Below are 24,495 nucleotides of genomic sequence, written 5' to 3'. Positions count from 1 at the left end.
ACTCCACAGTGTGTGGGCCGCCGACGACGGCCTCTACCCCGAAGTCAGGCCGCCGACTCCGCGAACCGCGAGAGAGCCAGCAGGCGCGACGTGGCGCGTAGGTACTTCTTGCGGTAACCGCCGGCGAGCATCTCCTCGGTGAAGATCTCGTCGAGCTTCGCGCCCGAGACGGTCACCGGGATGTGGGCGTCGTAGAGACGGTCGGCGAGCACCACCAGGCGCAGGGCGACCGACTGGTCCTCGGCCGGGTGCACCCCAGAGATGCAGACCAGGGAGACGCCGTCGACGAGGTCCTTGTACTTCGACGGGTGCAGGGTGCTGAGGTGGTCGCACAATGCGTCGAAGTCGTCGAGGGTCGCGCCGTCGGTGGACTCGGCGATCTCGGTCAGTTCGGACTCGCTGCGCGGCTCCGGCGCCGGCGGCAGATCGCGGTGACGATAATCGGGACCGTCGACGCGGATCGTCTCGAACACCGAGGACAGCTTGCGGATCTCCCGTAGGAAGTCCTGGGCGGCGAACCGGCCCTCCCCCAGCTGGCCGGGGAGCGTGTTGGAGGTGGCGACGATCGACACGCCCTTGGCGGTGAGTTCGGTCAGCAGCCGGGAGACGAGCATCGTGTCGCCCGGGTCGTCGAGCTCGAACTCGTCGATACACAGCACCGTGTGCTGCGAGAGCCGCTCGACGGCGTTCACGAAGCCCAGCGCGCCGACCACGTGTGTGACCTCGACGAACGTGGCGAACGACTTCGGTGCGGGCATCGAGTGGTAGATCGACGCCAGCAGGTGGGTCTTGCCGACGCCGAAGCCGCCGTCGAGGTACAGACCGACCCCTTGGGCCGGCGCCTTCCGGGAGAACAGGCCCTTCTTGCCCGAGCGCGCCTTCGACGCCCGCGCCACGAAGTCGCGCGCCTTGGCCACCGCCTCGGCCTGCGACGGCTCGTTGGGGTCGGGGATGTAGGAGTCGAAGCTCACGTCGTCGAAGGTCGACGGGGGCACCATCTCGTCGATGAGTGCGTCGGGCGAGGTCGCAGGGTTGCGATCGCAGAGTCGGGCCACCATGTGTGGAGAGTAGCCAGGCGCGGAATGATGAACGCATGTTCCACCTGCAGAAAGCGACCCAGGTCACATCCGAGGACGAGCTGGTCCGGCTGGCCGAGCTCTACTCGTACCCCCCTCGATCGTCCACGGATCCGGACGACGGCGCGCCGTTCGTGCGGGCGAACATGGTGTCGTCGATCGACGGTGCGGTCACCGTCGACGGCAAGTCCGGCGGTCTCGGCGGTCCCGGCGACAAAGCCGTGTTCCGCGTGCTGCGAGGGCTCGCCGACGTCGTCCTCGTGGGTGCGGGCACGGCGACCACCGAGGGATATGGGCAACCCGAGCCCGACGACGCCCTCGCCGCAGTCCGGCGATCGCTGGGGCAGGCGCCCGCCCCGGCACTCGCGCTCGTGTCCCGGTCGCTGTCGATACCGCCCGACTTCGAGCCCGTGTCCCACGAGAACACCGTCGTCCTCACCTGTTCGAGCGCGCCCGCCGATCGCCGGCGGGCTCTGCTCGATGCCGGCGCGACGCTGGTGGACTGCGGCGACGACACCGTGTCGACCGCGGCCATCCTGGAGCACTGCGGTGTTCGCGGATGGTCCCGGGTGCTCTGCGAGGGCGGTCCGAGTCTGCTCGGTTCGCTCGTGGCGGCCCATGCCGTGGACGAGCTGTGTCTGACCACGAGCCCGCACTTGGTCGGCGGGAGCGCCGGCCGCATCGCGGTCACCGACGAGGGGACGGCGGTCCTGCGCGCACTGCACCCGGCGTCGATCATGACCGACGACGATGGGTTCGTGTTCACCCGCTGGGTCCGCGACGGCCGCGCGTCCACCCGGTGAGCTGTCCGCTCTCTATCCGGGACTCACCCCGACACCCGGCTCGAGCGTCCTCGCGGATTCGTTGACTACGCTCGCGGACATGCCAAGAGCGCACACCCCGGCCGTCGGCGCAGCACCGAACTCCCGCCCGAGGGCTCTCGCGGGTGTGGTCGCCGGCGTGATCGCGGCGATAGTCCTGTCCTCTTGTGCCGTCGGTCCCGACCGTGGCCCCGACCTGATCCCGGGCGGCGGCGGTCAGGAGGGACCGGCACCGTCGTCGTCGACCGCTCCCCCCGCCCCCGCGCTCGCGGTACCGAAGACCGATCTCGAGTGGAGCGAGTGCGCCGCCGAGACGAGCGAACGATACGGGGTGCCCCGTCCGGACGGCGTGACGATCGAATGCGCCGAATACGACTCGCCCATCGACCGCGACCAGCCCGACGGCGAGGTCGTGTCGATCGCGGTGACGCGCGCCCGGACCGCGGACACCCCACCCGACGCTGCGCCGCTCGTCCTCACCTCCGGTTCCGATCTGCCGTCGTCGCGGACCCTGATGGTGATGACCGCCGGCCAGGGCCGGGCGTTCCTCTCCTCGCACCCCGTGGTCGCGGTCGACCACCGCGGCATCCCGCTCAGCAGCGACATCGACTGCATGACCCGACTGGAACGCACGACGATCGCCAACAACGGCCTCGTCGACCGCGCCACGACGACGGACGCGCGGATCTCGCGCCTGTCCACGGCCGCGTCATCGGCCTCGGACGGGTGCACGGAGACGCTCACCCCCTACCAACTGAGTTTCGGGGCCGCGAACGCCGCCGCGGACCTCGAGTCCCTGCGGCAGCGCTGGGGCGTCGAACATCTCGGGCTCATCGGCACCGGTGAGGGTTCCGACGTCGTGCTCACCTACGCGTCCCTGTACGGCGGACGTGCCGGGCGGATCATCCTCGACACCCCGACCCCGTTCGGCGCGAACGCCCGGGATCGCGCACAGTCCCAGGCGCGGGGCGTCCAGGTGGCGCTCCAGGGCTTCGCACAGCGGTGCTCGGCGTTACCGGGCTGCGCGCTCGGGTCCAACGGGGTCGCGACGATGACCCGCATGCTGGGCAAGGCACGGGCGGGCGACCTCGAGTCGCTCTCCGACACGGCCGCGCTCGAGGCGATCACCACGACCCTGGCCCTGGCGCCGGACCGCCCGCAATCGTTGCTCGACCTCGCAGATGCCATCGCAGCGGCCGACCGCGGACAGACCGCGGCGCTGGTCCGGCTCGCCGATCGCGCCGCGACCCTGCGGCTCCCCGACGGCGCCCTGGTGTCCCGCTGCAACGACGTGACCGGCCCGGTCGGACAGAACGAGGTGCCGGGTCTGGTGGACGCGTGGTCCAAGCAGAACCCCCTCACCGGCGCCAACAGCGCGCTGTCACTCGTCCGGTGCAACGGCTGGGCGTCGGGCAATCCGGTCCGGCCACCCACGTCGCTGCCCGCCGACCCGTTGATCCTCAACGGGACGCGCGACCCGATCAACGGTGGCGAGGGAGCCAATGCTCTGGTGCCGCTGTTCATGAACGCCGAGGCCGAGCCGGTGACCGTCACCTGGGACGGCCTGGGGTATTCGGTCCTGGGACGCAGTGCGTGCGCCGCCGAGGTCGTCGCGGAGTACGTCGATCGGGCACCGCTGCAGGGTCCGACCCAGCGAGGCTGCCCCACCTGAGTCCCCGGACCACGCCGCACTGTTCTGAGCTCGGCGGCGCGCGTAGTACGGTTCGCGGGTGGCCAATCTCGACAGGTATCTCTATCCCCCGATGAGTGCTCAGCGGATCATCCCGATGGTCCTGTGGCCGATCAGCCTGCTCATGGTCGTGCACCGCTCGGTGTTCCTCGGGGTCAACGGTGACCGCACCGACGACTTCAAACCGGTGTACGCCGCGGCCTACAACTTCCTCAACGGCCTGCCGGTCTACGGCGAGAACTATGCGACGGTCGACCCGCACTACCTCTACCCGCCGTCGGGCACCCTGCTGATGGCGCCGGTCGCCGTCATCGACTACGAGCGCGCGCGCTGGGCCTTCATCGCCGCGAGCGTCATCGCGTTGCTGATCTGCGCCTACCTGCTCACCCGGATGTTCGGGTTCGCGTTCAACTCGTGGGTCATGCCGACGGTCCTGTTCTTCTTCTTCAGCACCGAGACCGTCTCGCACACACTGATCTTCACGAACTTCAACTCGTTCGTGCTCCTCGGCCTGCTCGCCTTCCTGATGCTGATGCTCAGCCGGCACGACTGGTGGGCCGGTGTGCCGATGGGCCTCACCCTCGCGGTGAAACCGGTACTGGCGCCACTGATGCTGCTTCCCCTCCTCAACCGGCAGTGGCGGGTGTTCGCGCTCGCCATCGTGGTTCCGGTCGTCCTGACGATCGTCGCCTGGCCCTTGTCGATCGACGCCGACGACTTCATCAGCCGGACCGTCCCGTACCTCGGCGAGGCGCGCGACTACTACAACAGTTCGATCGCCGGCAACGGCGCGTACTTCGGCGTCGCACCCTGGCTGGTGCTGCTGCTCCGCGTCGCCTTCGTCGCGATGGCCGCGTTCTCGCTGTGGTTCCTGTACCGCTACTACCGCCGGACCAACGAGTTGCTGTGGATCACGGCATCGTCGGGAGTCCTGCTGTGCACGACCTTCCTCGTCGGTTCGCTCGGTCAGGGCTATTACTCGATGCTCCTGTTCCCGCTCCTGATGACGGTGCTCCTGCCCGGCTCGCCGATGCGCAACTGGCCCGCCTGGCTCGGGGTCTACGGGTGCATGACCTTCGACGGTTTCTACTCCGACCGCTGGACGGCGTTCGGCTGGATGGTCGAGTACAACAAGGTCACCTGGGGTTGGTCACTCCTGATGATCGCGGTGTTCTGCTCACTGCTGTTCCGCTACCTCGACATGCGGTCCGACGGGGTGGCCGGCATGGTGCCGCCGGTCCGTTCGGAGACCGACGCGCCGAGCGTCCCCGCCACCGAGACCGCGACTTCCACGAGCGAGACCGTGGGCCTGTCGAAATAGTGCTGCCAAAGCCGGTCCGGCTGCGCGCTACCGTGGAGGACATGACCGACAGCACCCCGTCGACCGACGCCGAGAATCTCGCCGAACTCACCGACGAGCAGTGGCGGCAGCGCCTGACGCCGGCCGAGTACCGTGTCCTCCGCCAGGCGGGCACCGAGGCGCCGTTCACCGGTGAATACACCGACACCAAGACCGTCGGCATCTACCGGTGCCGCGCCTGCAACACCGAACTGTTCCGTAGCGAGCAGAAGTTCGAATCGCACTGCGGCTGGCCGTCGTTCTTCTCCCCACTCGCCGGCGACAAGATCATCGAGGTCGAGGACAACTCGCTGGGCATGCGGCGCGTCGAGGTGCTCTGCGCGAACTGCAAGAGCCACCTCGGCCACGTCTTCGCCGGAGAGGGCTACGACACCCCCACCGATCTCCGGTATTGCATCAACAGCATCAGCCTGACGCTGGAACCGGCCGAGTAGCGGCCGGTTCCAGCGGCTCGGCTCAGGGCAGCGCGTCGATCAGCGCCGGCACCTCGACCCGTGGGCCGGTGAAGAACGGCGTCTCCTCGCGGACGTGCATCCGCGCCTCGGTGGCGCGCAGATCACGCATGAGGTCGACGATGCGGTGCAGCTCGGGCGCCTCGAAGGCCAGCAGCCACTCGTAGTCGCCCAGCGCGAACGACGACACCGTGTTGGCGCGGACGTCCTTGTACGCGCGCGCTGCCTTGCCGTGGTCGGCGAGCATCTTGCGCCGCTCCTCGTCGGGCAGCAGGTACCACTCGTAGGACCGCACGAACGGGTACACGCAGATGTAGTTGCCGGGGTCCTCGCCCGCGAGGAACGCCGGGATGTGGCTCTTGTTGAACTCGGCGGGCCGGTGCAGCGCGACGTTGCTCCACACCGCGTTGCACGCCCGTCCCAGAACGGTCTCGCGACGGAACTTCGCGTAGGCGGCCTGGATCGGCTCGACGTCCTCGGCGTGCCACCAGATCATGAAGTCGGCGTCGGCGCGCAGACCCGACACGTCGTAGACACCGCGGACGACGACGCCGGTGTCCTCGAGGGACTTGAAGAAGTCCGCGGCGTCGGATTTGGCCTGATCGCGATCAGCACCCAGTTCACCTGGGCGGACCGCGAACACCGAGAACATCAGGTAGCGGATCGTCGAGTTGAGTTCTGCGTAATCCAAGCGGCTCATGGGTGCCATCGTGCCACCGGCGCCCACCCGGCGACCAGGCAGGTCAGCGGAGTCGGGTCACGTCAGATCTGCCAGCAGTTCGGCCGCCGCGCGGCCGGCCCGGCCGATACAGGCCGGCACCCCGACACCGGCATACGACGACCCGGCCAAGGCCAGACGCGACGGCCGCGCGGCCAGCACCTGCGACATCGCCGCGAGGTGCCCGGGCGCATAGACCGGCAATCCGTCGTCCCAACGCTGCACGTATGCGTCGACGACCCGCGACGACACCGGCGCGACACCGGCGGCGCGGCACACCTCGTCGAGGTCCTCGAGTGCCTCACGACGCAGCCGGTCGTCGACGCCGGGTTCGGCCGTCTCATCCGGTACCACCGCACCGAACCGTCCGAACGACGCCCGCACCGAGACCGGCCGGCCCGCATCCGACATATGCGCCCACTTCTGCGAGCTGAACGTGAAAGCCTTGGCGCGCAACCCTTCTCCGGTCCCCACCAGCACACCGGAGTGATCGGGCAGCTCGGTCCCCGGCGCGAGCGCGATCGACACCACCACCGACAAGGCGCCCCGAACCGCGCGCAACGGCGCGGACAGGTCCGGCGCGGACCGACCCAGGAGCTCCCCCGCCCGCCAGGCCGGCACGGCCAAGAGCACGGCGTCGTACGGCCGCGGGTCGCGGGCCCCTCCGAACTCGAGCACCCAACCGTCCCCCGACGGAGTGACATCGGTGACCGGACAGGAGATCTCGGGTTCGACGCCGGCCGCGGCCCGCAGGGCGTCGAGCAGGACCGTGTATCCGCCCACGAGGGCGCCGAAGACCGGCCCCGAGGCCCCGGCCCCCGCGGCGATGAGGTCGCCGACGGCAGCGGTGAGCGACGGCGCGCCCGCGTCGAGGCGCGTGGCCAGCACCGGTAGCGCCTCGCGGACCCCGATGTCGCCGGCGAGACTGGAGTACACACCCCCGAGCATCGGGTCGACGCTGCGCGCCACCACCGAGGGCCCGAACCGGTCGGCGACCAGCTGCCCGACCGACGTATCGGTCCCGGCTTCCCACCGCATCGAACGGTCGGGTTCACCGGACATGCGGTCGACGTCCTCGGGGTCGGCGAGACCGTCGACGACGGCCGGTCCGGCCGGGATGCCCATCAGCGCCGGACTGGGCAACGGATGCAACCGCTTACCCGACCACACCGCGGGACGGCGCGGCGTCGGCGAGACGATCCGGTCGGCGAGGCCCAGTTCGGTGACGAGTTCGAGCGCCTCGGGTCGCCGGACGATGAACGCCTCGGCCCCGACGTCGACGGCCCGACCGCCGACCGTCGTGGTGTGCAGGACCCCGCCCACCCGTCCGGAGGCCTCGAGCAGGTCGAGGTGCGCGTCGGGCCCGAGCGCACGACGAAGGCGGTAGGCGGCGGTCAGACCGGAGATCCCGCCGCCGACGATCGCGATCCGGACCCGCGGGGACATCAGAGGCTGTGGATGACTTCGACGGCCCGGGTCAGCACGTCCGGGTCGGTGCCGGGCAGCACGCCGTGTCCGAGGTTGAAGATGTGCCCGACCGCCCCGGCGGCGATCGCCCGGTCACCGTCGGCGACGACCCGGCGGACCTCGGCGTCGACGACGTCGGGGCCGGCGAACAGCAGGGTGGGATCGAGGTTGCCCTGCACGGCCTTGCCCGGGCCCACCCGGCGCACGGCCTCCTCGAGCGGCACACGCCAGTCGACGCCGATGACATCGGCACCGACATGCGCCATCGGGGCGAGCAGCTCACCGGTGCCGACGCCGAAGTGGATGCGCGGGACGCCGTACCCGGCGACCTCGGCCAGGACACGGGCGCTGTGCGGTGCGACGAAACGCTGGTAGTCGGCGGCCGACAGCATGCCCGCCCACGAGTCGAAGAGCTGGATCGCGTCGACCCCGGCCTCCAGCTGGACGCGCAGGAACGCGATGGTGATGTCGGCGAGACGCGCCATCAGCTCGGCCCACGTCTCCGGGTCGCCGTGCATCATCGCCTTGGTCCGCTCGTAGTTGCGGCTCGGGCCGCCCTCGATGAGGTAGGAGGCCAGGGTGAACGGCGCTCCGGCGAAGCCGATCAGCGCCACCTGGTCCCCCAGCTCGCCGAGGAGTAGTTCGATGGCCCGCGCGATCGAGCCGACCGCTGCCGGTTCCAGCCGCGGGATGCGCGACACCGCGTCGGGCGAGCGCACCGGCTCGGCGATCACCGGCCCGGTGCCCGCGACGATGTCGAGGTCGATGCCGGCGGCCTTGAGCGGCACCACGATGTCGGAGAACAGGATCGCCGCGTCGACGTCGTGCCGGCGGACGGGCTGCATGGTGATCTCGCAGACCAGTTCGGCGTCGAAGCAGGACTCCAGCATGCCGTGATCGGCGCGGATGGCCCGGTACTCGGGCAGCGAGCGACCGGCTTGCCGCATGAACCACACCGGCCGGCGTGACGGGGTCGCGCCGGTGGCCGCGGCGACGAGCGGCAGGTTCGACCTATGGACCCGGGTACCAGTTGCGTTCGACATCACCGCTTACTCTGCCATGCCCCTCGATCTGCGCACGGGTGGTCCTCGGCGCGCCTCCGCCGTGGCCGGGCACCCCAGCCCTACGGTCGAACGGTGACCTCTTCGGGAGCTCCGGACGAGCCTGCTGATTTCCGCGCAGCGGTGGAGTCGCTGCATGCTGCCCGGGTGCGCCGCGAGATCGAGGTCGGGCCCATCCGCCCGCCGCAGCGCCTGGCGCCGTACAGCTACGCCGTCGGCGCCGAGGTGCGCCCGCCCGAGGACCTCGACGTCGTGCCCACGGATTCGCAGGGAAGCGCCTTCGGGCGCCTCATCCTGCTGTTCGATCCCGCCGGACAGGACGCGTGGAACGGCACCATGCGCCTCGTCGCGTTCCTCCAGGCGGAGGTGGAGGCGGCCCTGGCCATGGATCCGCTGCTGCCCGAGGTGGCCTGGAGCTGGCTCAGCGACGCCCTCGGCGTCCCGGTGGGCGCGACCGCCACGCCCGACGGTTCCGCCCACCGCGTCGAGGTGACCGCGCTCGGCGGCACCGTCACCTCCACGACGTCGGTCCGGTATGGCGACATCGCCGGACCTCCGCGCGCACATCAGCTCGAGGTGCGCGCCTCGTGGACCGCCCTGAGCTCGGACGGCCTGAACAACCACCTCGAGGCGTTCTGCGACGTGCTCGCCTCCGCGGCCGGTCTCCCGCCGGTCGGGGTCACCGAACTCGGCGCGACGTGAACGACTCCGCCCCCGGGGATGCGGCCGAGAACCCGATCGAGCCGGACCCCGCGCCGGAGGTCACCCCGTTGCTCCGGCCGGCCGACGGCGTGCCCCCGGTACTGGCGACCGCCACCGAATTCGCCGACGCGGCAGCCGCTCTGGCAGCCGGCGACGGGCCGATCGCCGTCGACACCGAACGCGCGTCGGGCTACCGGTACTCGCAACGCGCCTATCTGATCCAGATCAAACGACGCGGATCGGGGAGCTTCCTGCTGGACCCGATCGGTGATCCCGGCGCGCTGGCGCCCGTCATCGACGCGATGCGCGGACCGGAATGGGTGCTGCACGCGGCCGATCAGGACCTCCCGTGCCTTCGCGAACTCGGTTTCGAGTGCGTTGAACTGTACGACACCGAGCTGGCCGGACGCCTCCTGGGCCTGGCCAAGGTCAACCTCGCCGCGATGGTGGCGGAGTTCCTCGGGCTGGGACTCCTCAAGGGACACGGCGCCGCCGACTGGTCGCGCCGCCCGCTGCCCGACGAATGGCTGAACTACGCCGCGCTCGACGTCGAGGTCCTCGTCGAACTGCGCGACGCCATGGACGCCGCACTCGCGGAAGCGGGCAAGGACGGCTGGGCGCGAGAGGAATTCGCGTACGTCCTGGGCCGGCCACCGGCACCGCCGCGCACCGACCGGTGGCGCAAGACGTCGAACGTGCACACCGTGAAGTCCACCCGCGCGCTCGCCGCGGTCCGCGAATTGTGGACCGCGCGTGAGGAACTGGCGCAGCGTCGGGATGTCGCGCCCGGACGTGTCCTGCCCGACACGGCCATCGTCAACGCCGCGACCGTGAACCCTCAGTCCATCGCCGAACTCACCAAGCTGCCGGTCTTCGGCGGCCCGCGTCAGCGCCGTCAGGCCGGGATCTGGATGTCCGCGCTGCAGCGGGCGCGCGAGATCCCCGACAGCAAGCTGCCCTCGCGGAAGTCGACCGGACCGGGCCTGCCCCCGGTCAGCCGGTGGGATCAGCGCAACCCGGAGGCCGCGGCGCGGCTGCAGGCGGTCCGGCCGGTGCTCAAACAGATCGCCGAAGACCACACCCTGCCGGTGGAGAACCTCCTCGCACCCGACGTGATGCGACAGCTGTGCTGGGACGGGTTGCCGGAACCGATCACGACCGAGGCGCTCAATGCACATCTGGCCGCCGCCGGCGCCCGCACGTGGCAACGGACGCTCTGTGCGGAGGCCCTGACCGAGGCCCTCCTCGACGCCGCCCGACCAGGGCCGACGGCGGCCGCCGAGTAGATCGACCCGCCCGACGGGACCCCCGGCCATCGCGCTGTGGCGCCGACCTTCGCGTACATTCGGGGATCACGACCCGAAAGCCATCACCCGAGTACGCGAGCCACCGGGAAGTCACCTCCGGTGAGCACACCACCTTCCGCGATGGGAGCAGTTCCGTGGCCACAGTCTCCGTCGGCATCGACTCCGACCTCGAACCGAGCGCAGCATGGGCGCTCGCCAGCAACCTCTCGCGCTTCGACGAGTGGATGACCATCTTCGGCGGGTGGCGCTCGCCGGTCCCCGACACGATCGCCGAGGGCACCACCATCTCCTCCCTCATCAAGGTCAAGGGCTTCCGCAATGTGATCCACTGGACCGTCACCGATTACGACGAGCCGCGGCTCATCGTGCTGTCGGGAACCGGCCGCGGCGGGGTGAACATCGATCTGGCGATGAAGGTCGACGAGATCGCCGACGGTTCGCACTTCGACCTGTCGGCCGAGTTGTCCGGCGGTCTGCTCAACGACTCGGTCGGCAGGCTCGTCGCCAAGATCCTGGAATCCGATGTGCACAAGTCGATCTCGAACCTGGCGACACTGCGCTGAGTCGATCGGGGCCGACCTGACCCCTCTGCACCCTAATCCGAGGAACCACCAAACCGCTGGTCTGTGGGGTGCAAGCGACCCCCTCCCTCCGCTCCCTGCGGTGCGAGGAGCGCCAGCGACGAGATGGTCCTATAGATTGTCAAGCGCTCCGAGGTCGGTGGTGAAGGCTTTGTAGAGTTCGCGGGCGACGTAGCGTTTGAGGCATCGGATGATTTCTTTCTTCGTTTTCTCGTTCTCGCGACGGGCGAGATAGGCGCGGGTGGGGGCGTGGGATTTGATCCGTCCGACGACGATCATGTGCAACGCGCTGTTGGCGCCACGGTCACCGCCACGGTTGAGGCGGTGACGCACGGTCTTACCCGAGGAGGCCGGCAACGGCGCGACGCCGACGAGTTTGGCGAACGTCGCTTCGGTACGCATCCGCTGCGCGTTCTGCCCGATCGTGATCAGCAACCGCGCGGCAGTGATCGGACCGACCTGAGGGAGCGCCAGCACCGTCGGCACCAACGCCTTCAACAACGTCTTCAACTCGCGGGTCAGCGTGGTGACCTCCCGGTGGGTCTGCCGATACCGCCCGGCAATGGACTTCGCCGCGAACACGAACGCTGCACGCGGGTCGGTCAACGACGCCGGGGCCGTCCACGATTCGACCAGTGCGAGTCGCTGCGGGGTGGTGGTGCGGGTTTTGAGTTGGTCAGCGAATTCATCGGGTGCGGTGGTGCACAGATCACGTAGCTGGTCACCGAGTTGGGTGCGGTGATCGACCGCCATTCTCCTTGCCACATACAGCATTCGGATCGATTCGGTGACACCTGAGGTGTCTTTGGCGTGGCCGCTGGCCCGACCGGTGAGCACCGCCATCGCCGCGGCGTAGGCATCGAGTTGATCGGACTTGCCGTGGGCTCGCCGCGCCCGCACATCCGGGGCGTTGATCTCGATCACCTCGACACCGTTCGCGGTCAATTCCCGGGCTAGTCCGGCACCGTAGGAGGCACTGGATTCGACCCCGGCCTGCTCGAGGCGGCCGTGGGTGCGGGCCCACTCCAGCAGCTGCCGGTAGCCGGCGGCGGTGGCCGAGAATTCCTGATCGGCCAACGGCTGGCCGAGGGTGTCGATGATCGCTGCGTGATGGGTTTGTTGGTGGGTGTCGACTCCGAGTACGACCACTTGCATATCCACTGCGGTCTCGGTCATTCTGGCGATGTCTCCTTCACTGCGGTGTTGGATGACCTCGCCGGGGCGGGTGGACACGACAGTGAGGAGTCACGGGCTCACGCCCGAACACGGCCCTTATTAGGTCACACCCGCCCCGGCCTCTCCAGGTCGTTTGCGGCGGCGATCACCGGCGGAATGAGGTCGACAGATCTCGTCCATGACACAAGGTCAGCCACGAAGCAGGTCAAACCTCACCCCCGACAATCACCACACCCATTCTCACTGCCACGAAGGGTTCGCGACGCATCTCACCAGGACCCTTCGTGACGGCCTCCGCAAGCTCCGGCCTCCTCAGGGAGCAGTAGTAGGGCTCGCCGCGAGCACACAGGTTTCTTTCGTAGTCCAGGACGGCCGTCAGGCCGCTGGTACTGAGGTGCGAGGAGCGCCTAGCGACGAGCCCCACGAAGGGCAGGCGTCCGTCGTCAGACGGGCGGGTGCAGCGTCGCGGCCCGGACCACGGCGAGAGCCGATCCGGACTCCTCGAAGAGGCGCCGCTGCCGAGAGGCCCCGTTGCCCTGCAGACGCAGCCGGTCCAGCGTCTGTGCGACGCCGTCCCGCTCGCCGAGTCGGTCCAGTGCGGGTGCGAGCACGGTGAGTAGCTGCTCGACCCGCGTCCAGACCGGCACCAACGCGCCGGTCGTCGGGTCGAGCGCACGCCCGTCGACGCCGTCGTGGGCGGCGATCCAGTACGCGGCCGACAGCAGCGCCGGATCGAGGTCCGCGGCCGGGAACCGCCGGTCCCCCGCGCGCAGGTCGTCGAGGGCGGTCATCACCGCCGCACGGACGAGGGTGGCGAAGGTCTGTGTCTCCTCCACCCGCATCTGCACGTCCCCGACCCGCACCTCGACCGTTGGCAGGTGATCCGACGGCCGGGCGTCCCAGTACAGCATGTGCGGGTCCAGGATCGTGCCCGTGGCCACGAGGAGTTCGACCGTCTCGGCGAAGTACTCCGCCGACCGGAGATGGGGCGGCGGTCCCGCCGCCGGCCATCGCGACCAGAGCACCGAGCGCCAACTGGCGTGGCCGGAGTCGGCGTCGCGATAGATCGCCGAGTTCGCCGACAGCGCAAGCAGTATCGGTAGCCACGGGCGCAGGCGATTGCACACCGCGACGGCGGTGTCGGTGTCCGGGACACCCACGTGGACGTGACAGCCGCTGATGCCCTGTTCGTGGGCCAGCATGCCGTACCGCGCGGCGATCGCCCGGTAGCGGCCGGTGTCGGTCACCGGAAACGACTCGGGCACGCGTGGCGGCACCCCGCAGGCGACCACGTCGACGCCTACCTCACCGGCCGCCGCCGCCAGGATGCCCCGCAGCCGGTGCAGGTGGTCGCCGATCTCCTGGCTCGTCGCCGCGGTCGGCGTGGCGATCTCCACCTGCGACGAGGTGAGTTCCAACTCGAGGTCGAGGCCGCGCGCGGATGCCGCGGTCGCCACCTCGCGGTTGCTCCCGACCGGCCGTCCGGTCTCCCGGTCGACGAGGACGAACTCCTCCTCGACCCCGAGGGTCGGCGCCGGAATGCCCCGGAAATCCCCGCCCGCGGAACCGTACTCGTCGTTCACACGGCGAAAATGCCCAGCGGCGGCATCGGTCAAACGGGACGTCAGTCCTCGGCGCGGCTCTCCGCCGGATCGGGCGTGTTCTCGATCGCCCGGTCCAGGCCGGGACCGGCCTGCATGCCCGAGACCGTCGCGGTGATCGACCGGGCGAGGTCCTGCGCGGTCAACCCGATATCGGCGAGGATCTCGTTGCGCGAGGCGTGTGCGATGAACTCCTGCGGGATGCCCTTGATCTGGACCGGGACGAGCACCTCCGCCGCCGACAGCGCGGCGGCGACCGCGGACCCGACGCCGCCGCTGGTGCACCCGTCCTCGAGCGTGACGACGAGCCGGTGGCGGCGCGCGACCTCGACCACCGAGGTGGGCACCGGCAGTACCCAGCGCGGATCCACGACCGTCGCATCGATTCCCTGACGGGCCAGGCGTTCGGCGGTGTCGACGGCCAGCCCGCAGAAGGCACCGACCGCGACGATGAGCACATCGCCGCCCGCCGGACCGAGGTCCCGGTCCGTCCGGTGCAGCACGTCGACACCGTCGTCGAGCCGCTCGACCGCCCGGATGTCTTCGGGGACAGCACCTTTGGAGAATCGGAGGGCTGTGGGGCCGTCGGCGACGCCGAGAGCCTCGTCGAACTCCTCGCGCAGTCGGACGGCGTCACGGGGTGCGGCGACCCGCAGGCCGGGCACCATCGCCATCAGCGAGAGATCCCACATGCCGTGGTGGCTGGGGCCGTCGGGTCCGGTGATGCCGGAACGGTCGAGGACGAGCGTCACCGGCTGCTTCAGCAGCGCGACGTCCATCAGCAGCTGATCGAATGCGCGATTGAGGAACGTCGAGTAGATCGCGACGACCGGATGCAGTCCGCCGAGCGCGAGACCGGCCGCCGAGGTCATCGCATGCTGTTCGGCGATGCCGACGTCGAACATGCGGTCCGGGTAGCGCTCGCCGAAGGGGGTGAGTCCCGTCGGCCCGGGCATCGCCGCGGTGATCGCGACGACGTCGGGACGGTTGGCGCCGGCGTCGACCAGTGCGGCGGAGAACACGGCGGTCCAGTCCTGCGGTGAGACGCTCGTGGGCCGGCCGGTGACCGGATCGATGATGCCGGTCGCGTGCATGAGGTCGGCGACGTGGTTCTCGGCGTGGGCGTAGCCCATGCCCTTGCGGGTCACGGTGTGCACGATCACCGGGCCGCCGAAGTCGCGGGCCTGCCGCAGCGCCGACTCGACCGCGTCGATGTCGTGACCGTCGACGGGCCCGACGTATTTCAGTCCGAGATCGGTGAACATCGCCTGCGGGGCCAGGAGGTCCTTGAGCCCGCTCTTCATCCCGTGCAGGACGGCGTATGCCGGCTCCCCGACGACCGGCACCTGCTTGACGACGCGGCGACCCTCGTCCAGGAACTTCTCGTACCCGGGTTGCAGGCGCAGCCCCGACAGGTGGCTCGCGAGTCCGCCGATCGTCGGCGCATACGACCGACCGTTGTCGTTGACGACGATGACGACCCGGCGGTTGCAGGCGGCGATGTTGTTGATCGCCTCCCAGCACATGCCGCCGGTCAGGGCGCCGTCGCCGACCACCGCGACCACCGTGCGATCCGGCTGACCGGTCAGTTCGAAGGATTTCGCGAGCCCGTCCGCGTACGACAGCGCCGCCGACGCGTGCGAGGACTCCACCCAGTCGTGTTCGGACTCCGCGCGCTCCTGGTAGCCGGTGAGCCCGCCGCGCTGGCGCAGCTGATCGAAGCCGTCCTTGCGTCCGGTGACGATCTTGTGGACGTAGGACTGGTGGCCGGTGTCGAACAGGATCGGGTCCGACGGGGAGTCGAAGACGCGGTGGATTCCGAGGGTCAACTCGACGACTCCGAGGTTCGGTCCGAGATGTCCGCCCGTGGCGGCGACCTTCTCGATCAGGAACGTCCGGATCTCGGCCGAGAGGACCTTCATCTCCTCGTCCGACAGCGGCCGGAGATCGGCCGGCGAGCTGATCCGGTCGAGCACACCCATCGTTTCCTCCATCACCGGCGAGACGCCAGGTCGGCTGTCGAGCCGGAGAACGTCCGGCATATATCTGGTCAGTCTACGGAAACATTCGTCGCGAGCCCGATCGACGGATGGCCGACGCGTCGGGATCCCGGACCTCGCGAACGCGCGTCGCTCAGCCGGCGGCGGCCGGAACGAGGCAGGCCACCGCCTCCACGTGGTGCGTCAGCGGGAATGCGTCGAAACCGCGTATGTCGACGACACGGAATCCGCGTGCGGCGAAGTATCCGAGATCACGTGCGAATCGGGCGGCGTCACAGCCCACGTGGACCACGATGCCGGGCCGGGCGTCGACGATCGCCCCGCTCACCCGTTCCCCGGCTCCCGTACGCGGGGGATCGAGGACGACGACGTCCGGCCGTGCGGTGAGGTCCGCGATCCGGGCCGCGACCTCCCCGCGGTGGGTGTGAATCCGATCGCCGTCGCCGGCGAAGGCCTGTTGGGCGGCGTCGAGTGCGGCCGGATCCGAATCGACGATGTGCACCGTGTCCGGCGCACCGGCCGGGCCGTCGAGCAGTGCACCCGCGAACACCCCTGCCCCGCCGTACAGATCCCACGCCACACGTGGCGGTCCCCCGAGATGAGCACCGACGAAGTCGACGACGGTCTCGGCGTAGGTCCGCGGCGCGTCGCGGTGCGCCTGCCAGAATCCCGCGACGGGAATGTTCCACGACCGCCCGCCGACCCGTTGGACGGCCGTCGCCTCGCCTTCGACGACCCGCTGGGCACGGGGCCGTGCGTGCCGGGCGCGGTTCTGCTGCGCCCGGCGCCGGCTGTCGGCGCGGCCCCGCCGCGGCTCCGCCACGGGCGCGAGTTCGGTGACGTGGCGCGCGCCGTCAGCGTCGAGCACGACGGCGAGTTCGGAGTGCGGGGTGAAACCGCGGTCGGCGAGTCCGTCGAGCATTCCCGGGGCGGGCTGGACACAGGCCTCGGTGACGACGCCGCGGCCGCGGAACGCCGACTGCCCCGGGCGCCCCCGGCCGTCCACGGCCAGACGGGTCCGGATTCGCCACCCCGTGTCGGCGTCCCCGAGACGCCGCACGCCGTCGGTCGCCAGCTCGGTGCCGGCCACGATCGCGCCCGGTAGACGGCCCACGCGATCCAGGACATCGAGCAGCACAGCCTGTTTCAGGTCCCGCGCGTGACCGGGTGCCACGTGCGCGAGATCACAGCACCCGGCCCCGGCCGCGGCCGCCGGACACCGCGGCGCCACCCGATGCGGCGAGGCGTCGAGCACCTCCGCCACCTCGGCCCGCCAGTACGAGTCGTGCCGGTCGTCGGTGATGTCGGCGACCACCCGTTCGCCGGGGATCGCCCCGCGGACGAACACGACGCGGCCGTCGGCGCGGCCCACGGACTCACCGCCGTTGGCCGGACGGTCGACGGTCACCTCGACCCGTCGCGGTGTTGCCGGGCCGCTCACGGTCGCCGTTCGGGTTCGCCGAGCGCACGGCGGGTCTCCCCCGGCGCCCAGTACGCGCGGTCTTCCTTGCGCCGGTCCGACGAGGTGAGCTGCCACGGCACCGAGGTCACCATCACGCCGGGCTCGAACAGCAGCCGGCCCTTGAGGCGCAGCGCCGACTGGTTGTGCAGGATCTGCTCCCACCAGTGCCCGACGACATACTCCGGGATGAACACGGTCACGACGTCGCGCGGCGACTCACGCCGCACCCGGCGCACGTATTCGATGACGGGCCGGGTGATCTCGCGATAGGGCGAGGCGATGACCTTCAGCGGGACGGTGATGTCGCTGGCCTCCCACTCCGAGACGAGCTTGCGGGTGTCGCGGTCGTCGACGTTGACCGTGATCGCCTCCAGTACGTCCGGACGGGTGGCCCGCGCATACCGCAGGGCCCGCTTGGACGCCATGTGCAGGCTGGACACGAGCACGATCGAATGTGTGCGGCTGGGCAGGACGGCCTCGTCGTCGTCCTCGGCGCGGTCGAGTTCGCGCTGCACCGACGCGTAGTGGTGATGGATGAGTTTCATGATCACGAACAGCGAGACCATCGCGATCACGGCGATGTAGGCACCCTCGGTGAACTTGGTGATCAGGACGACGACCAGGACCGTCGCGGTCATCACCAGGCCGACCGTGTTGACCACCCGGGACTGCATCATCCGACGCCGCGCGCTCGGGTCGGTCTCGGTACGCAGCAGGCGGGTCCAATGCCGCACCATGCCCGTCTGGCTCAGGGTGAACGACACGAAGACGCCCACGATGTAGAGCTGGATCAGGGACGTCACCTGCGCGCCGAACGCGACGACGAAGATGATCGCGGCGATCGCGAGGAACAAGATGCCGTTGCTGAATGCCAGGCGGTCGCCTCGGGTGTGCAACTGGCGCGGCAGGTAGCGATCCTGCGCGAGTACCGACCCCAGGACCGGGAAACCGTTGAAGGCGGTGTTCGCGGCCAGCAGCAGGATCAGCGCGGTGACGGTGGCGACGAAGACGAAGGCCGGCGGGAAGGAGTCGAAGACGGCATGGGCCAGCTGGGCGATCATGGCCTTCTGCTGGTAACCCTCCGGCGCCCCGATGAGGTCCTGCTCCGGGTTCATCACGTACTTCGCGCCGATCTTCTCCGCCAGCAGCACGATGCCCATCAGCAGGGTGATGGAGAACGCGCCCAGCAGCAGCAGCGTCGTCGCGGCGTTGCGCGACTTCGGTTTCCGGAAGGCCGGCACCCCGTTGCTGATGGCCTCCACCCCGGTGAGTGCCGCACAGCCCGAGGAGAACGACCGGGCGACGAGGAAGATCAGCGCCAGCCCGGTGAGGTTGTCCTGTTCGGGCACGATGCCGAAGTCGGCGGTCTCGGAATGGATGTCCTGCCCGAGCACGTAGATCTCGGTGAACCCCCAGATGAGCATGCCCAGGACACCGATGATGAACCCGTAGGTCGGGATCGCGAGCACGGCGCCGGACTCCTTGATGCCGCGCAGGTTGACCGCGGCGAGCAGCATGATCGCGCCGACGCAGAACCACACCTTGTGCTCTTCGACGAACGGGATCGCCGAACCGATGTTCTCCGCCGCCGACGTGACCGACACCGCCACCGTGAGCACGTAGTCCACCAGCAGGGCGCTGCCGACGGTCAGGCCCGCGTTGGGACCGAGATTGACGGTCGCGACCTCGTAGTCGCCGCCACCCGAGGGGTAGGCGTGCACGTTCTGGCGGTAGCTCGCGACGACCACGGCCATGACGACGGCGACGGCGATCGCCACCCACGGCGTGAACGCCAGCGCGCTGATGCCGGCGACGGACAGGACCAGGAAGATCTCCTGCGGCGCGTACGCCACCGAGCTCATCGCGTCGGAGGCGAACACCGGCAGGGCTATCCGCTTGGGCAGCAGCGTGTGACCGAGCGTGTCGCTGCGGAAAGGCCTGCCGAGCAGGAGGCGTTTCGTCGCAACGGACACCTTGGAGACGGTGGACACCAGGCAACCCTAGAGCGTTGGCGCCGAGGCGGGTAGGTTCGACTCGCGGCAGACGAGCCGCGTGTGGAGAGGAATGCCGTGCAGGTGGTCATCATGGGTTGCGGGCGGGTCGGATCCGCGCTCGCGATGTCGATGCAGAAGCGCGGACACGACGTCGCGATCATCGATCGGGATCCGAGCGCGTTCGTGCGGCTGAGTCCCGACTTCGCGGGCCGCACGATCACCGGGGTCGGGTTCGACCGCGAGATCCTCGTCAAGGCGGGCATCGAGCACGCCGACGCGTTCGCCGCGGTGTCCTCCGGGGACAACTCGAACATCATCTCGGCGCGGGTGGCCCGCGAGACCTTCGACGTCGAGCGCGTCGTCGCCCGGATCTACGACGCCAAGCGCGCCGAGGTGTACGAGCGACTCGGCATCCCCACGGTGGCGACCGTCCCCTGGACGACCGAGCGATTCGTCTCGGCGCTCGGCGAGACGACGACGATGGAGTGGCGTGACCCGTCGGGTTCGCTGGCGATCGCCCAGATCGACGTCGACGACTCGTGGATCGGGATCTCGGTCGGCAAGTTCCAGGAGCAGACCGGCGCGCGGGTGGCCTTCCTCAGCCGTGTCGGACGTCCGGTCCTCCCCGAGGCGAAAACCGTTCTGCAACAAGACGATGTGGTCTACGGGGCGGTCATGCTCGACAACCTCAAGAACGCCCGCGGCGTCGCCGCGCGGCCGTTCACCCAGAACGAGTCCGGATGACCCGGGCCGAAGGAGTCCCGAAGTGAAGGTCGCCATCGCCGGAGCCGGCGCGGTCGGGCGCTCGATCGCCCGCGAACTGCTGGTGAACGCCCACGAGGTCACGCTCTTCGAGCGCAACGCCGGCCACATCGACACCGACTCCGTCGTCGGCGCGGGGTGGGTACTCGCCGACGCGTGTGAACTCGCCAATCTCGAAGAGGCGCAACTACAGACCTACGACGTCATGATCGCCGCGACCGGCGACGACAAGGCCAACCTCGTCGTGAGCCTGCTCGCGAAGACCGAGTTCGCCGTCAATCGGGTCGTCGCCCGCGTCAACGACCCGCGTAACGAGTGGCTGTTCGGCGAGGACTGGGGGGTCGACGTCGCAGTCTCGACCCCGCGCCTGCTCGCCTCCCTGGTCGAGGAGGCGGTGTCCGTCGGCGATCTGGTCCGGTTGATGACGTTCCGTCAGGGGCAGGCCAACCTCGTCGAACTCACCCTGCCGTCGAACACTCCCCTCGCCGGCAAGCCCGTCCGGAAGCTGGAACTGCCGCGCGACGCCGCGCTCGTCGCGATCCTGCGCGGCGGCCGCGTCATCGTCCCGCAGCGCGACGACCCCATCGAGGGCGGCGACGAACTGGTCTTCATCGCGCCCACCGAGGCCGAGCCCGCCCTCTACGAGGCTATGCAGATCGCGCGGTGACGTCCGCGTCCGGCGGGGTGCCGGCGCGCGCCGCCTCGGCTCGCTGCGCCCGGCGGACCAGGAGGATCGTCGCGAGCACCACGAGCGCGGTCAGCGGCCACCCCATCGCGATGCGCGCGAACGCCAGCCACCCGGTGGCCCCGTCGTCGTACAGTTCCGACTGCGTCAGATAGCGCGCCGCGAAGAGCACCGCCCACAGTGCGGTGGCGATGTCGTAGGCGCGGAGGATGGAACGCTGCTTGCGCCAGCCGGAACCCTCGCCGTTGATCAGATGCCAGGCCACCCCGATGAGGGGCCACCGCACCAGGATCGAGACGGCGAACACGATCGCATAGACGAGGGTGCTCCAGATCCCGAAGAGGAAGTAGCCCTTGGCATCCCCCACCCGGTCGGCGATGAAGACGCAGATGGCGACGCCGAGCAGACCCGAGATCGCGGGGGTCAGGGGTTCGCGGCGCACGAGCCGTACGACGAAGAGCAGCGCCGCCACGCCGAGCGCCGCGTAGATGGCGGTCCGGAGGTCGAAGAAGGAGTTGACGGGGACGAACACCACGACGGGCACCGTCGAATAGACCAGGCCGGAGACGCCACCGATCTGTTCGAGGACCGTGGGCGCCGTCCGCTCGGGTACTGACGGTCCGGGTGCCGACGGTTCGGCGTCCGCCTGTCTCGAGGCCGGATGCTCGGGGAGCGGACCGGTCACTCGTCGACGCCGTGCAACTCGTAATAAGGGTTGTAGATCACCTTGTGGCCGTCCTGCTCGGCGAGCCGGCCCCGGACGGTGACCTTGCGGCCGGGCTCGATGCCGGTGATGCGGTTACGGCCCAGCCACTTCAGCATCACGATGTCGGAGCCGTCGAAGAACTCGGCCTTCACCCCCGCCTTGGCCGAGCGCGAACAGGTCTCGACGGCACGCAGTTCGCCGTGCATGGTGACCTCGTCACCGCGGCAGCACTCGGATGCGCGCTGGGCACCTGTCGCCTTGGATTCCTCGGCGATCTTCTCTGCGTCGGCGTCACCGAGATCTTCGGTCAGCCGACGGGTCAGTCGTTTGAGATAGCCGGCAGTGGGCATCTCGACCCTCCCAATGGATTTCGGCCGGCACCGCAGGGCTGTACAGAGCGGTGTCCGTGGGTCGCCGAACGAGTGATCGGTGACCTGCCCGCCAGCGTAGACCTCGGCCTCGGCCAGTGACAACGTCGGCGACCGCGGGGCCATTCCGTGGTCGCCGGACCCCCGCTGTCCAGGTCTGCGCGGGGGCCTCGGGACACCCTAGTGGTGTGTCTCGGAAACAAGCGAATGGTCCCCGGCGCCCCACCGGATACCGGCCACCTATTTCCGAGACATACCACTAGGGGATGATGCCCTGATGCCTGGCACCGACGGTCCGCACCGCCCTCGCCCGACGGCTCTCGTCGGCATCCCCGGAACGGGCTCCGACGCCGATCACGTCACGCGTTCCTTTCAGCGCGCCGCAGCTGACCTGGAGGTAGAGCTCGTCGCGCTGGACCCGACGACGCCGTTGATCGACGGCCACCTTCGCGGGCTGGAGCGGGCCGCCGGAGCCCACCGCTCGATCCTCGTGGGCGGGGTGTCGATCGGGGCCGCGATCGCGCTCGAGTGGGCCCTGCGCGACACCGGCCGACGCTGCGCCGGGGTGCTCGCCGCGCTGCCGGCGTGGAGCGGCGACGCCCACTCGGCACCCGCGGCCGCGAGTGCCGGCGCCACCGCCGATGCGCTCGAACGCGACGGACTCGAGGCGACCATCGCGGCGATGGCGAGCAGCAGCCCGGCCTGGCTGGCCGCGGAACTGACCCGGTCGTGGCGGGGTCTGCACCCGGGCCTCGCCGGCATGTTGCGCGAGGCGGCTCGTCATCGGGCGCCGACGCCGGCCGAGATTGCCGGGCTCACGGTGCCGCTGGCCATCGTCGCGGCCGCCGACGATCCGGTCCACCCCATCGCCGTCGCCCGCGAATGGCATGCTGCCGCACCGCAATCGACCCTCGTCGAGATCACGCTCGACGACTGGGGCCACGATCCGGGTGTGCTGGGAGACAAGCTCCGGGCCGGGCTTGTCGAACTCACCGACCCGCCGGGGTGATCGGAGCCCGGTGTGGCCGGAGCTTCAGCGGCGGCGGCGGAAGCGCTGCATCGCCGAACCCGACGACGGCGGCAACGGCTCCTCGTCGATCTCGGGATCGGTGGGAGCCACCGGAGCCGCGGACTCCGCATCCGGGGCGGCGACCGCCTCCGGCTCGTCGCGGTAGGCGTTCTCCCCGTAGACGGTGGCGTGGGCGACCTGATCGAGCGCGCCCCCGGCAACGGGTACCGAATCGTCGATCGCGTCACCCGGGCCCGCGTCCTGGGCGGAGGGGTCCGGGGAGTCTTGTCCGGCCGGGGGGCCGGCGAACATCTGCTGCTGGGCGGCCGCGACCTGCTCGGCGAGCACCGGCGGCAACACGACGGGCAGCGGATCCCGCGGGGGGAACGGCTCGGACCCGCGTCGGACCACCGTCTCGGCCAGTACGGCGCGGCTCAACCGTGCGAGGTCGTCCGCATGCTCGGTGGGTCCGCTGCCCACGCACCGGACGAGCCAGCGCGGGCCGTCGACCCCGATGAACCGGTGGGTCGCACCGTCCGTCTCGGCGACCACCTCACGCCCCCAGTGCCCGTCTTCGACACTCGTGGCCGCGCCGTCGTCGCGGAGGGAAGCGGCCAGCTCACGGACCACCTCACGCCACATCCCGGGGGACTTGGGTGCGGCGAAGGCGCTCACCGAGATCCGGCCGATGGGGGTCACCAGATACACGTTCTGCGGCTGGTGGGCCTCGGACATCTCGACGGTGACCTGGCCACCCTCGACCACCGGGACCAGCACCGATCCGAGGTCCAGATGGGAGTTCTCGAGCTCTTGCGGCCGGGTCGCCAGTGCGTCGATGTCATAGGGACCGCGCGCCTGACCGACCCGCAGCTCCTCTGATCCGTCCTGTGCCATCGCGTCACTCCTCGTTCGTCACCGCCGGCGACTACGATCCGCCGGACACACGGGAAACACTAATCGACTCCCGTCGGGGAGAGCCCCGGCCGACGGTTCACCGAAGAGGTCAGGCGAGAATCGCCGATCCCCCGCTCGATCCGTACCCGCCGTCGCCGCGTGCGGTCTCGTCGAGTTCGTCGACCTCGACGAAGTCGGGCAGCTCGACGCGCTGCACGATCAGCTGGGCTATGCGGTCGCCCCGCGAGATGGAGATCGTCTGCTCCGGATCATGGTTGATCAGACAGACCTTGATCTCCCCGCGATAGCCCGCGTCGATGGTGCCGGGGGTGTTCACGACCGACAGGCCGGCCCGGGCGGCCAGTCCCGACCTCGGGTGGATCAGCCCCACGGTGCCGATCGGCAACGCCACGGCGATCCCGGTCCCGACGAGTTGACGGCGTCCGGCGGGCAGTTCGAGATCGATCGTCGAATAGAGATCGACCCCCGCGTCCCCGGGGTGCGCCCTGGTCGGCAGCGGTAGGTCGGGATCGAGGCGTCGGAGCGCGATCGGCGCCGGGTCAGCGGGGTGCGCAGGGGGGAGATCTGAGGCCACGCAGGCAG

General features: G+C 69.9%; 23 protein-coding genes. 10 read left to right on the top strand and 13 right to left on the bottom strand.

The features are described from left to right. Positions 1–44 precede the first annotated feature (44 nt). The gene (zapE, locus tag AS181_RS03700) at positions 45–1,058 is read right to left on the bottom strand and encodes a cell division protein ZapE (RefSeq protein WP_058250238.1); all 1,014 of its coding nucleotides are present in this window, start codon (positions 1,056–1,058) and stop codon (positions 45–47) included. A 35-nt stretch (positions 1,059–1,093) separates the two neighbouring features. Between zapE and AS181_RS03695 the strand changes: the two genes are divergently transcribed. The 4 genes from AS181_RS03695 to msrB all read left to right on the top strand — a co-directional run bounded on the left by AS181_RS03695 (position 1,094) and on the right by msrB (position 5,381). Then, a complete protein-coding gene (locus tag AS181_RS03695; protein WP_058250237.1) occupies positions 1,094–1,879 on the top strand; it encodes a pyrimidine reductase family protein in 786 nt (261 codons plus the stop codon). Between the two features lie 79 nt (positions 1,880–1,958). Then, positions 1,959–3,569, top strand: a complete 1,611-nt coding sequence (locus AS181_RS03690) for an alpha/beta hydrolase (protein ID WP_078112451.1) — start codon at positions 1,959–1,961, stop codon at positions 3,567–3,569. 58 nt (positions 3,570–3,627) lie between these two features. Next, positions 3,628–4,908, top strand: a complete 1,281-nt coding sequence (locus AS181_RS03685; RefSeq protein WP_058250236.1) for a glycosyltransferase family 87 protein — start codon at positions 3,628–3,630, stop codon at positions 4,906–4,908. A gap of 41 nt (positions 4,909–4,949) precedes the next feature. After that, positions 4,950–5,381 carry a peptide-methionine (R)-S-oxide reductase MsrB gene (gene msrB, locus AS181_RS03680; protein ID WP_058250317.1) on the top strand — a complete coding sequence of 144 codons (432 nt, stop codon included), beginning with the start codon at positions 4,950–4,952 and terminating at the stop codon, positions 5,379–5,381. 22 nt (positions 5,382–5,403) lie between these two features. On the opposite strand, the gene hemQ is transcribed toward msrB, so the two are convergent. Genes hemQ through hemE form a run of 3 tightly spaced genes read right to left on the bottom strand, consistent with a single transcriptional unit; the run spans position 5,404 to position 8,627 of the window. Then, on the bottom strand, positions 5,404–6,099 hold the full coding sequence (hemQ, locus tag AS181_RS03675; RefSeq protein ID WP_058250316.1) for a hydrogen peroxide-dependent heme synthase: 696 nt from the start codon (positions 6,097–6,099) through the stop codon (positions 5,404–5,406). 57 nt (positions 6,100–6,156) lie between these two features. Further along, positions 6,157–7,563 carry an FAD-dependent oxidoreductase gene (locus AS181_RS03670; RefSeq protein WP_058250235.1) on the bottom strand — a complete coding sequence of 469 codons (1,407 nt, stop codon included), beginning with the start codon at positions 7,561–7,563 and terminating at the stop codon, positions 6,157–6,159. Then, the gene (gene hemE, locus AS181_RS03665) at positions 7,563–8,627 is read right to left on the bottom strand and encodes a uroporphyrinogen decarboxylase (RefSeq protein ID WP_078112320.1); all 1,065 of its coding nucleotides are present in this window, start codon (positions 8,625–8,627) and stop codon (positions 7,563–7,565) included. Before hemE ends, AS181_RS03670 begins: the two co-directional genes overlap by 1 nt. Before the next feature lie 93 nt (positions 8,628–8,720). Here hemE and AS181_RS03660 point away from each other — a divergent pair, with 93 nt between their 5' ends. The 3 genes from AS181_RS03660 (at position 8,721) to AS181_RS03650 (ending at position 11,217) form a co-directional block, all read left to right on the top strand. Next, positions 8,721–9,347: a DUF3000 domain-containing protein gene (locus AS181_RS03660; RefSeq protein WP_058250234.1), complete on the top strand. Its 627-nt coding sequence runs from the start codon at positions 8,721–8,723 to the stop codon at positions 9,345–9,347. Next, positions 9,344–10,633 carry an HRDC domain-containing protein gene (locus tag AS181_RS03655; RefSeq protein ID WP_058250233.1) on the top strand — a complete coding sequence of 430 codons (1,290 nt, stop codon included), beginning with the start codon at positions 9,344–9,346 and terminating at the stop codon, positions 10,631–10,633. The genes AS181_RS03660 and AS181_RS03655 overlap by 4 nt, the downstream gene beginning before the upstream one ends. Positions 10,634–10,788: 155 nt before the next feature. Continuing rightward, positions 10,789–11,217 carry a type II toxin-antitoxin system Rv0910 family toxin gene (locus tag AS181_RS03650; RefSeq protein WP_058250232.1) on the top strand — a complete coding sequence of 143 codons (429 nt, stop codon included), beginning with the start codon at positions 10,789–10,791 and terminating at the stop codon, positions 11,215–11,217. 129 nt (positions 11,218–11,346) lie between these two features. On the opposite strand, the gene AS181_RS03645 is transcribed toward AS181_RS03650, so the two are convergent. The 5 genes from AS181_RS03645 to AS181_RS03620 all read right to left on the bottom strand — a co-directional run bounded on the left by AS181_RS03645 (position 11,347) and on the right by AS181_RS03620 (position 19,465). Beyond that, a complete protein-coding gene (locus AS181_RS03645) occupies positions 11,347–12,411 on the bottom strand; it encodes an IS110 family transposase (RefSeq protein ID WP_065632406.1) in 1,065 nt (354 codons plus the stop codon). A gap of 443 nt (positions 12,412–12,854) precedes the next feature. After that, positions 12,855–13,994: a carboxylate-amine ligase gene (locus AS181_RS03635; protein ID WP_058250229.1), complete on the bottom strand. Its 1,140-nt coding sequence runs from the start codon at positions 13,992–13,994 to the stop codon at positions 12,855–12,857. 41 nt (positions 13,995–14,035) lie between these two features. Beyond that, a complete protein-coding gene (dxs, locus tag AS181_RS03630; RefSeq protein WP_058250314.1) occupies positions 14,036–15,994 on the bottom strand; it encodes a 1-deoxy-D-xylulose-5-phosphate synthase in 1,959 nt (652 codons plus the stop codon). Positions 15,995–16,145: 151 nt separating this feature from the next. Then, positions 16,146–17,453, bottom strand: a complete 1,308-nt coding sequence (locus tag AS181_RS03625) for a class I SAM-dependent RNA methyltransferase (protein ID WP_058250228.1) — start codon at positions 17,451–17,453, stop codon at positions 16,146–16,148. Then, positions 17,450–19,465, bottom strand: a complete 2,016-nt coding sequence (locus AS181_RS03620; RefSeq protein ID WP_082652849.1) for an APC family permease — start codon at positions 19,463–19,465, stop codon at positions 17,450–17,452. The genes AS181_RS03625 and AS181_RS03620 overlap by 4 nt, the downstream gene beginning before the upstream one ends. Positions 19,466–19,543: 78 nt before the next feature. Here AS181_RS03620 and AS181_RS03615 point away from each other — a divergent pair, with 78 nt between their 5' ends. Further along, on the top strand, positions 19,544–20,212 hold the full coding sequence (locus AS181_RS03615; RefSeq protein WP_058250313.1) for a potassium channel family protein: 669 nt from the start codon (positions 19,544–19,546) through the stop codon (positions 20,210–20,212). 22 nt (positions 20,213–20,234) lie between these two features. Then, a complete protein-coding gene (locus tag AS181_RS03610) occupies positions 20,235–20,897 on the top strand; it encodes a potassium channel family protein (RefSeq protein ID WP_058250226.1) in 663 nt (220 codons plus the stop codon). Here AS181_RS03610 and AS181_RS03605 read toward each other — a convergent pair. Together AS181_RS03605 and AS181_RS03600 are read right to left on the bottom strand one after the other, a co-directional pair. Continuing rightward, complete coding sequence (locus tag AS181_RS03605) at positions 20,878–21,600, bottom strand: DUF3159 domain-containing protein (RefSeq protein WP_058250225.1); 723 nt, start codon at positions 21,598–21,600, stop codon at positions 20,878–20,880. The two genes, AS181_RS03610 and AS181_RS03605, sit on opposite strands and share 20 nt — an antisense overlap. Continuing rightward, a complete protein-coding gene (locus AS181_RS03600; protein WP_004018839.1) occupies positions 21,597–21,971 on the bottom strand; it encodes an OB-fold nucleic acid binding domain-containing protein in 375 nt (124 codons plus the stop codon). Before AS181_RS03600 ends, AS181_RS03605 begins: the two co-directional genes overlap by 4 nt. 295 nt (positions 21,972–22,266) lie before the next feature. Here AS181_RS03600 and AS181_RS03595 point away from each other — a divergent pair, with 295 nt between their 5' ends. Then, positions 22,267–22,998 (top strand): alpha/beta fold hydrolase, encoded by a 732-nt coding sequence (locus tag AS181_RS03595; RefSeq protein WP_058250224.1) that lies wholly within the window; start codon positions 22,267–22,269, stop codon positions 22,996–22,998. A 24-nt stretch (positions 22,999–23,022) separates the two neighbouring features. On the opposite strand, the gene AS181_RS03590 is transcribed toward AS181_RS03595, so the two are convergent. Then, a complete protein-coding gene (locus AS181_RS03590; protein ID WP_058250223.1) occupies positions 23,023–23,892 on the bottom strand; it encodes a DUF3710 domain-containing protein in 870 nt (289 codons plus the stop codon). 109 nt (positions 23,893–24,001) lie between these two features. Then, positions 24,002–24,487: a dUTP diphosphatase gene (dut, locus tag AS181_RS03585; RefSeq protein ID WP_058250222.1), complete on the bottom strand. Its 486-nt coding sequence runs from the start codon at positions 24,485–24,487 to the stop codon at positions 24,002–24,004. Between the last annotated feature and the right edge of the window lie 8 nt (positions 24,488–24,495).

Origin of the sequence: Gordonia sp. SGD-V-85 (assembly GCF_001456905.1) — a bacterium.
In the GTDB taxonomy this organism is placed as follows: Bacteria; Actinomycetota; Actinomycetes; order Mycobacteriales; family Mycobacteriaceae; genus Gordonia; species Gordonia hongkongensis.
The sequence above is the reverse complement of the archived record's forward strand: the minus strand, read 5'-3'. Positions and strand labels throughout refer to the sequence as shown.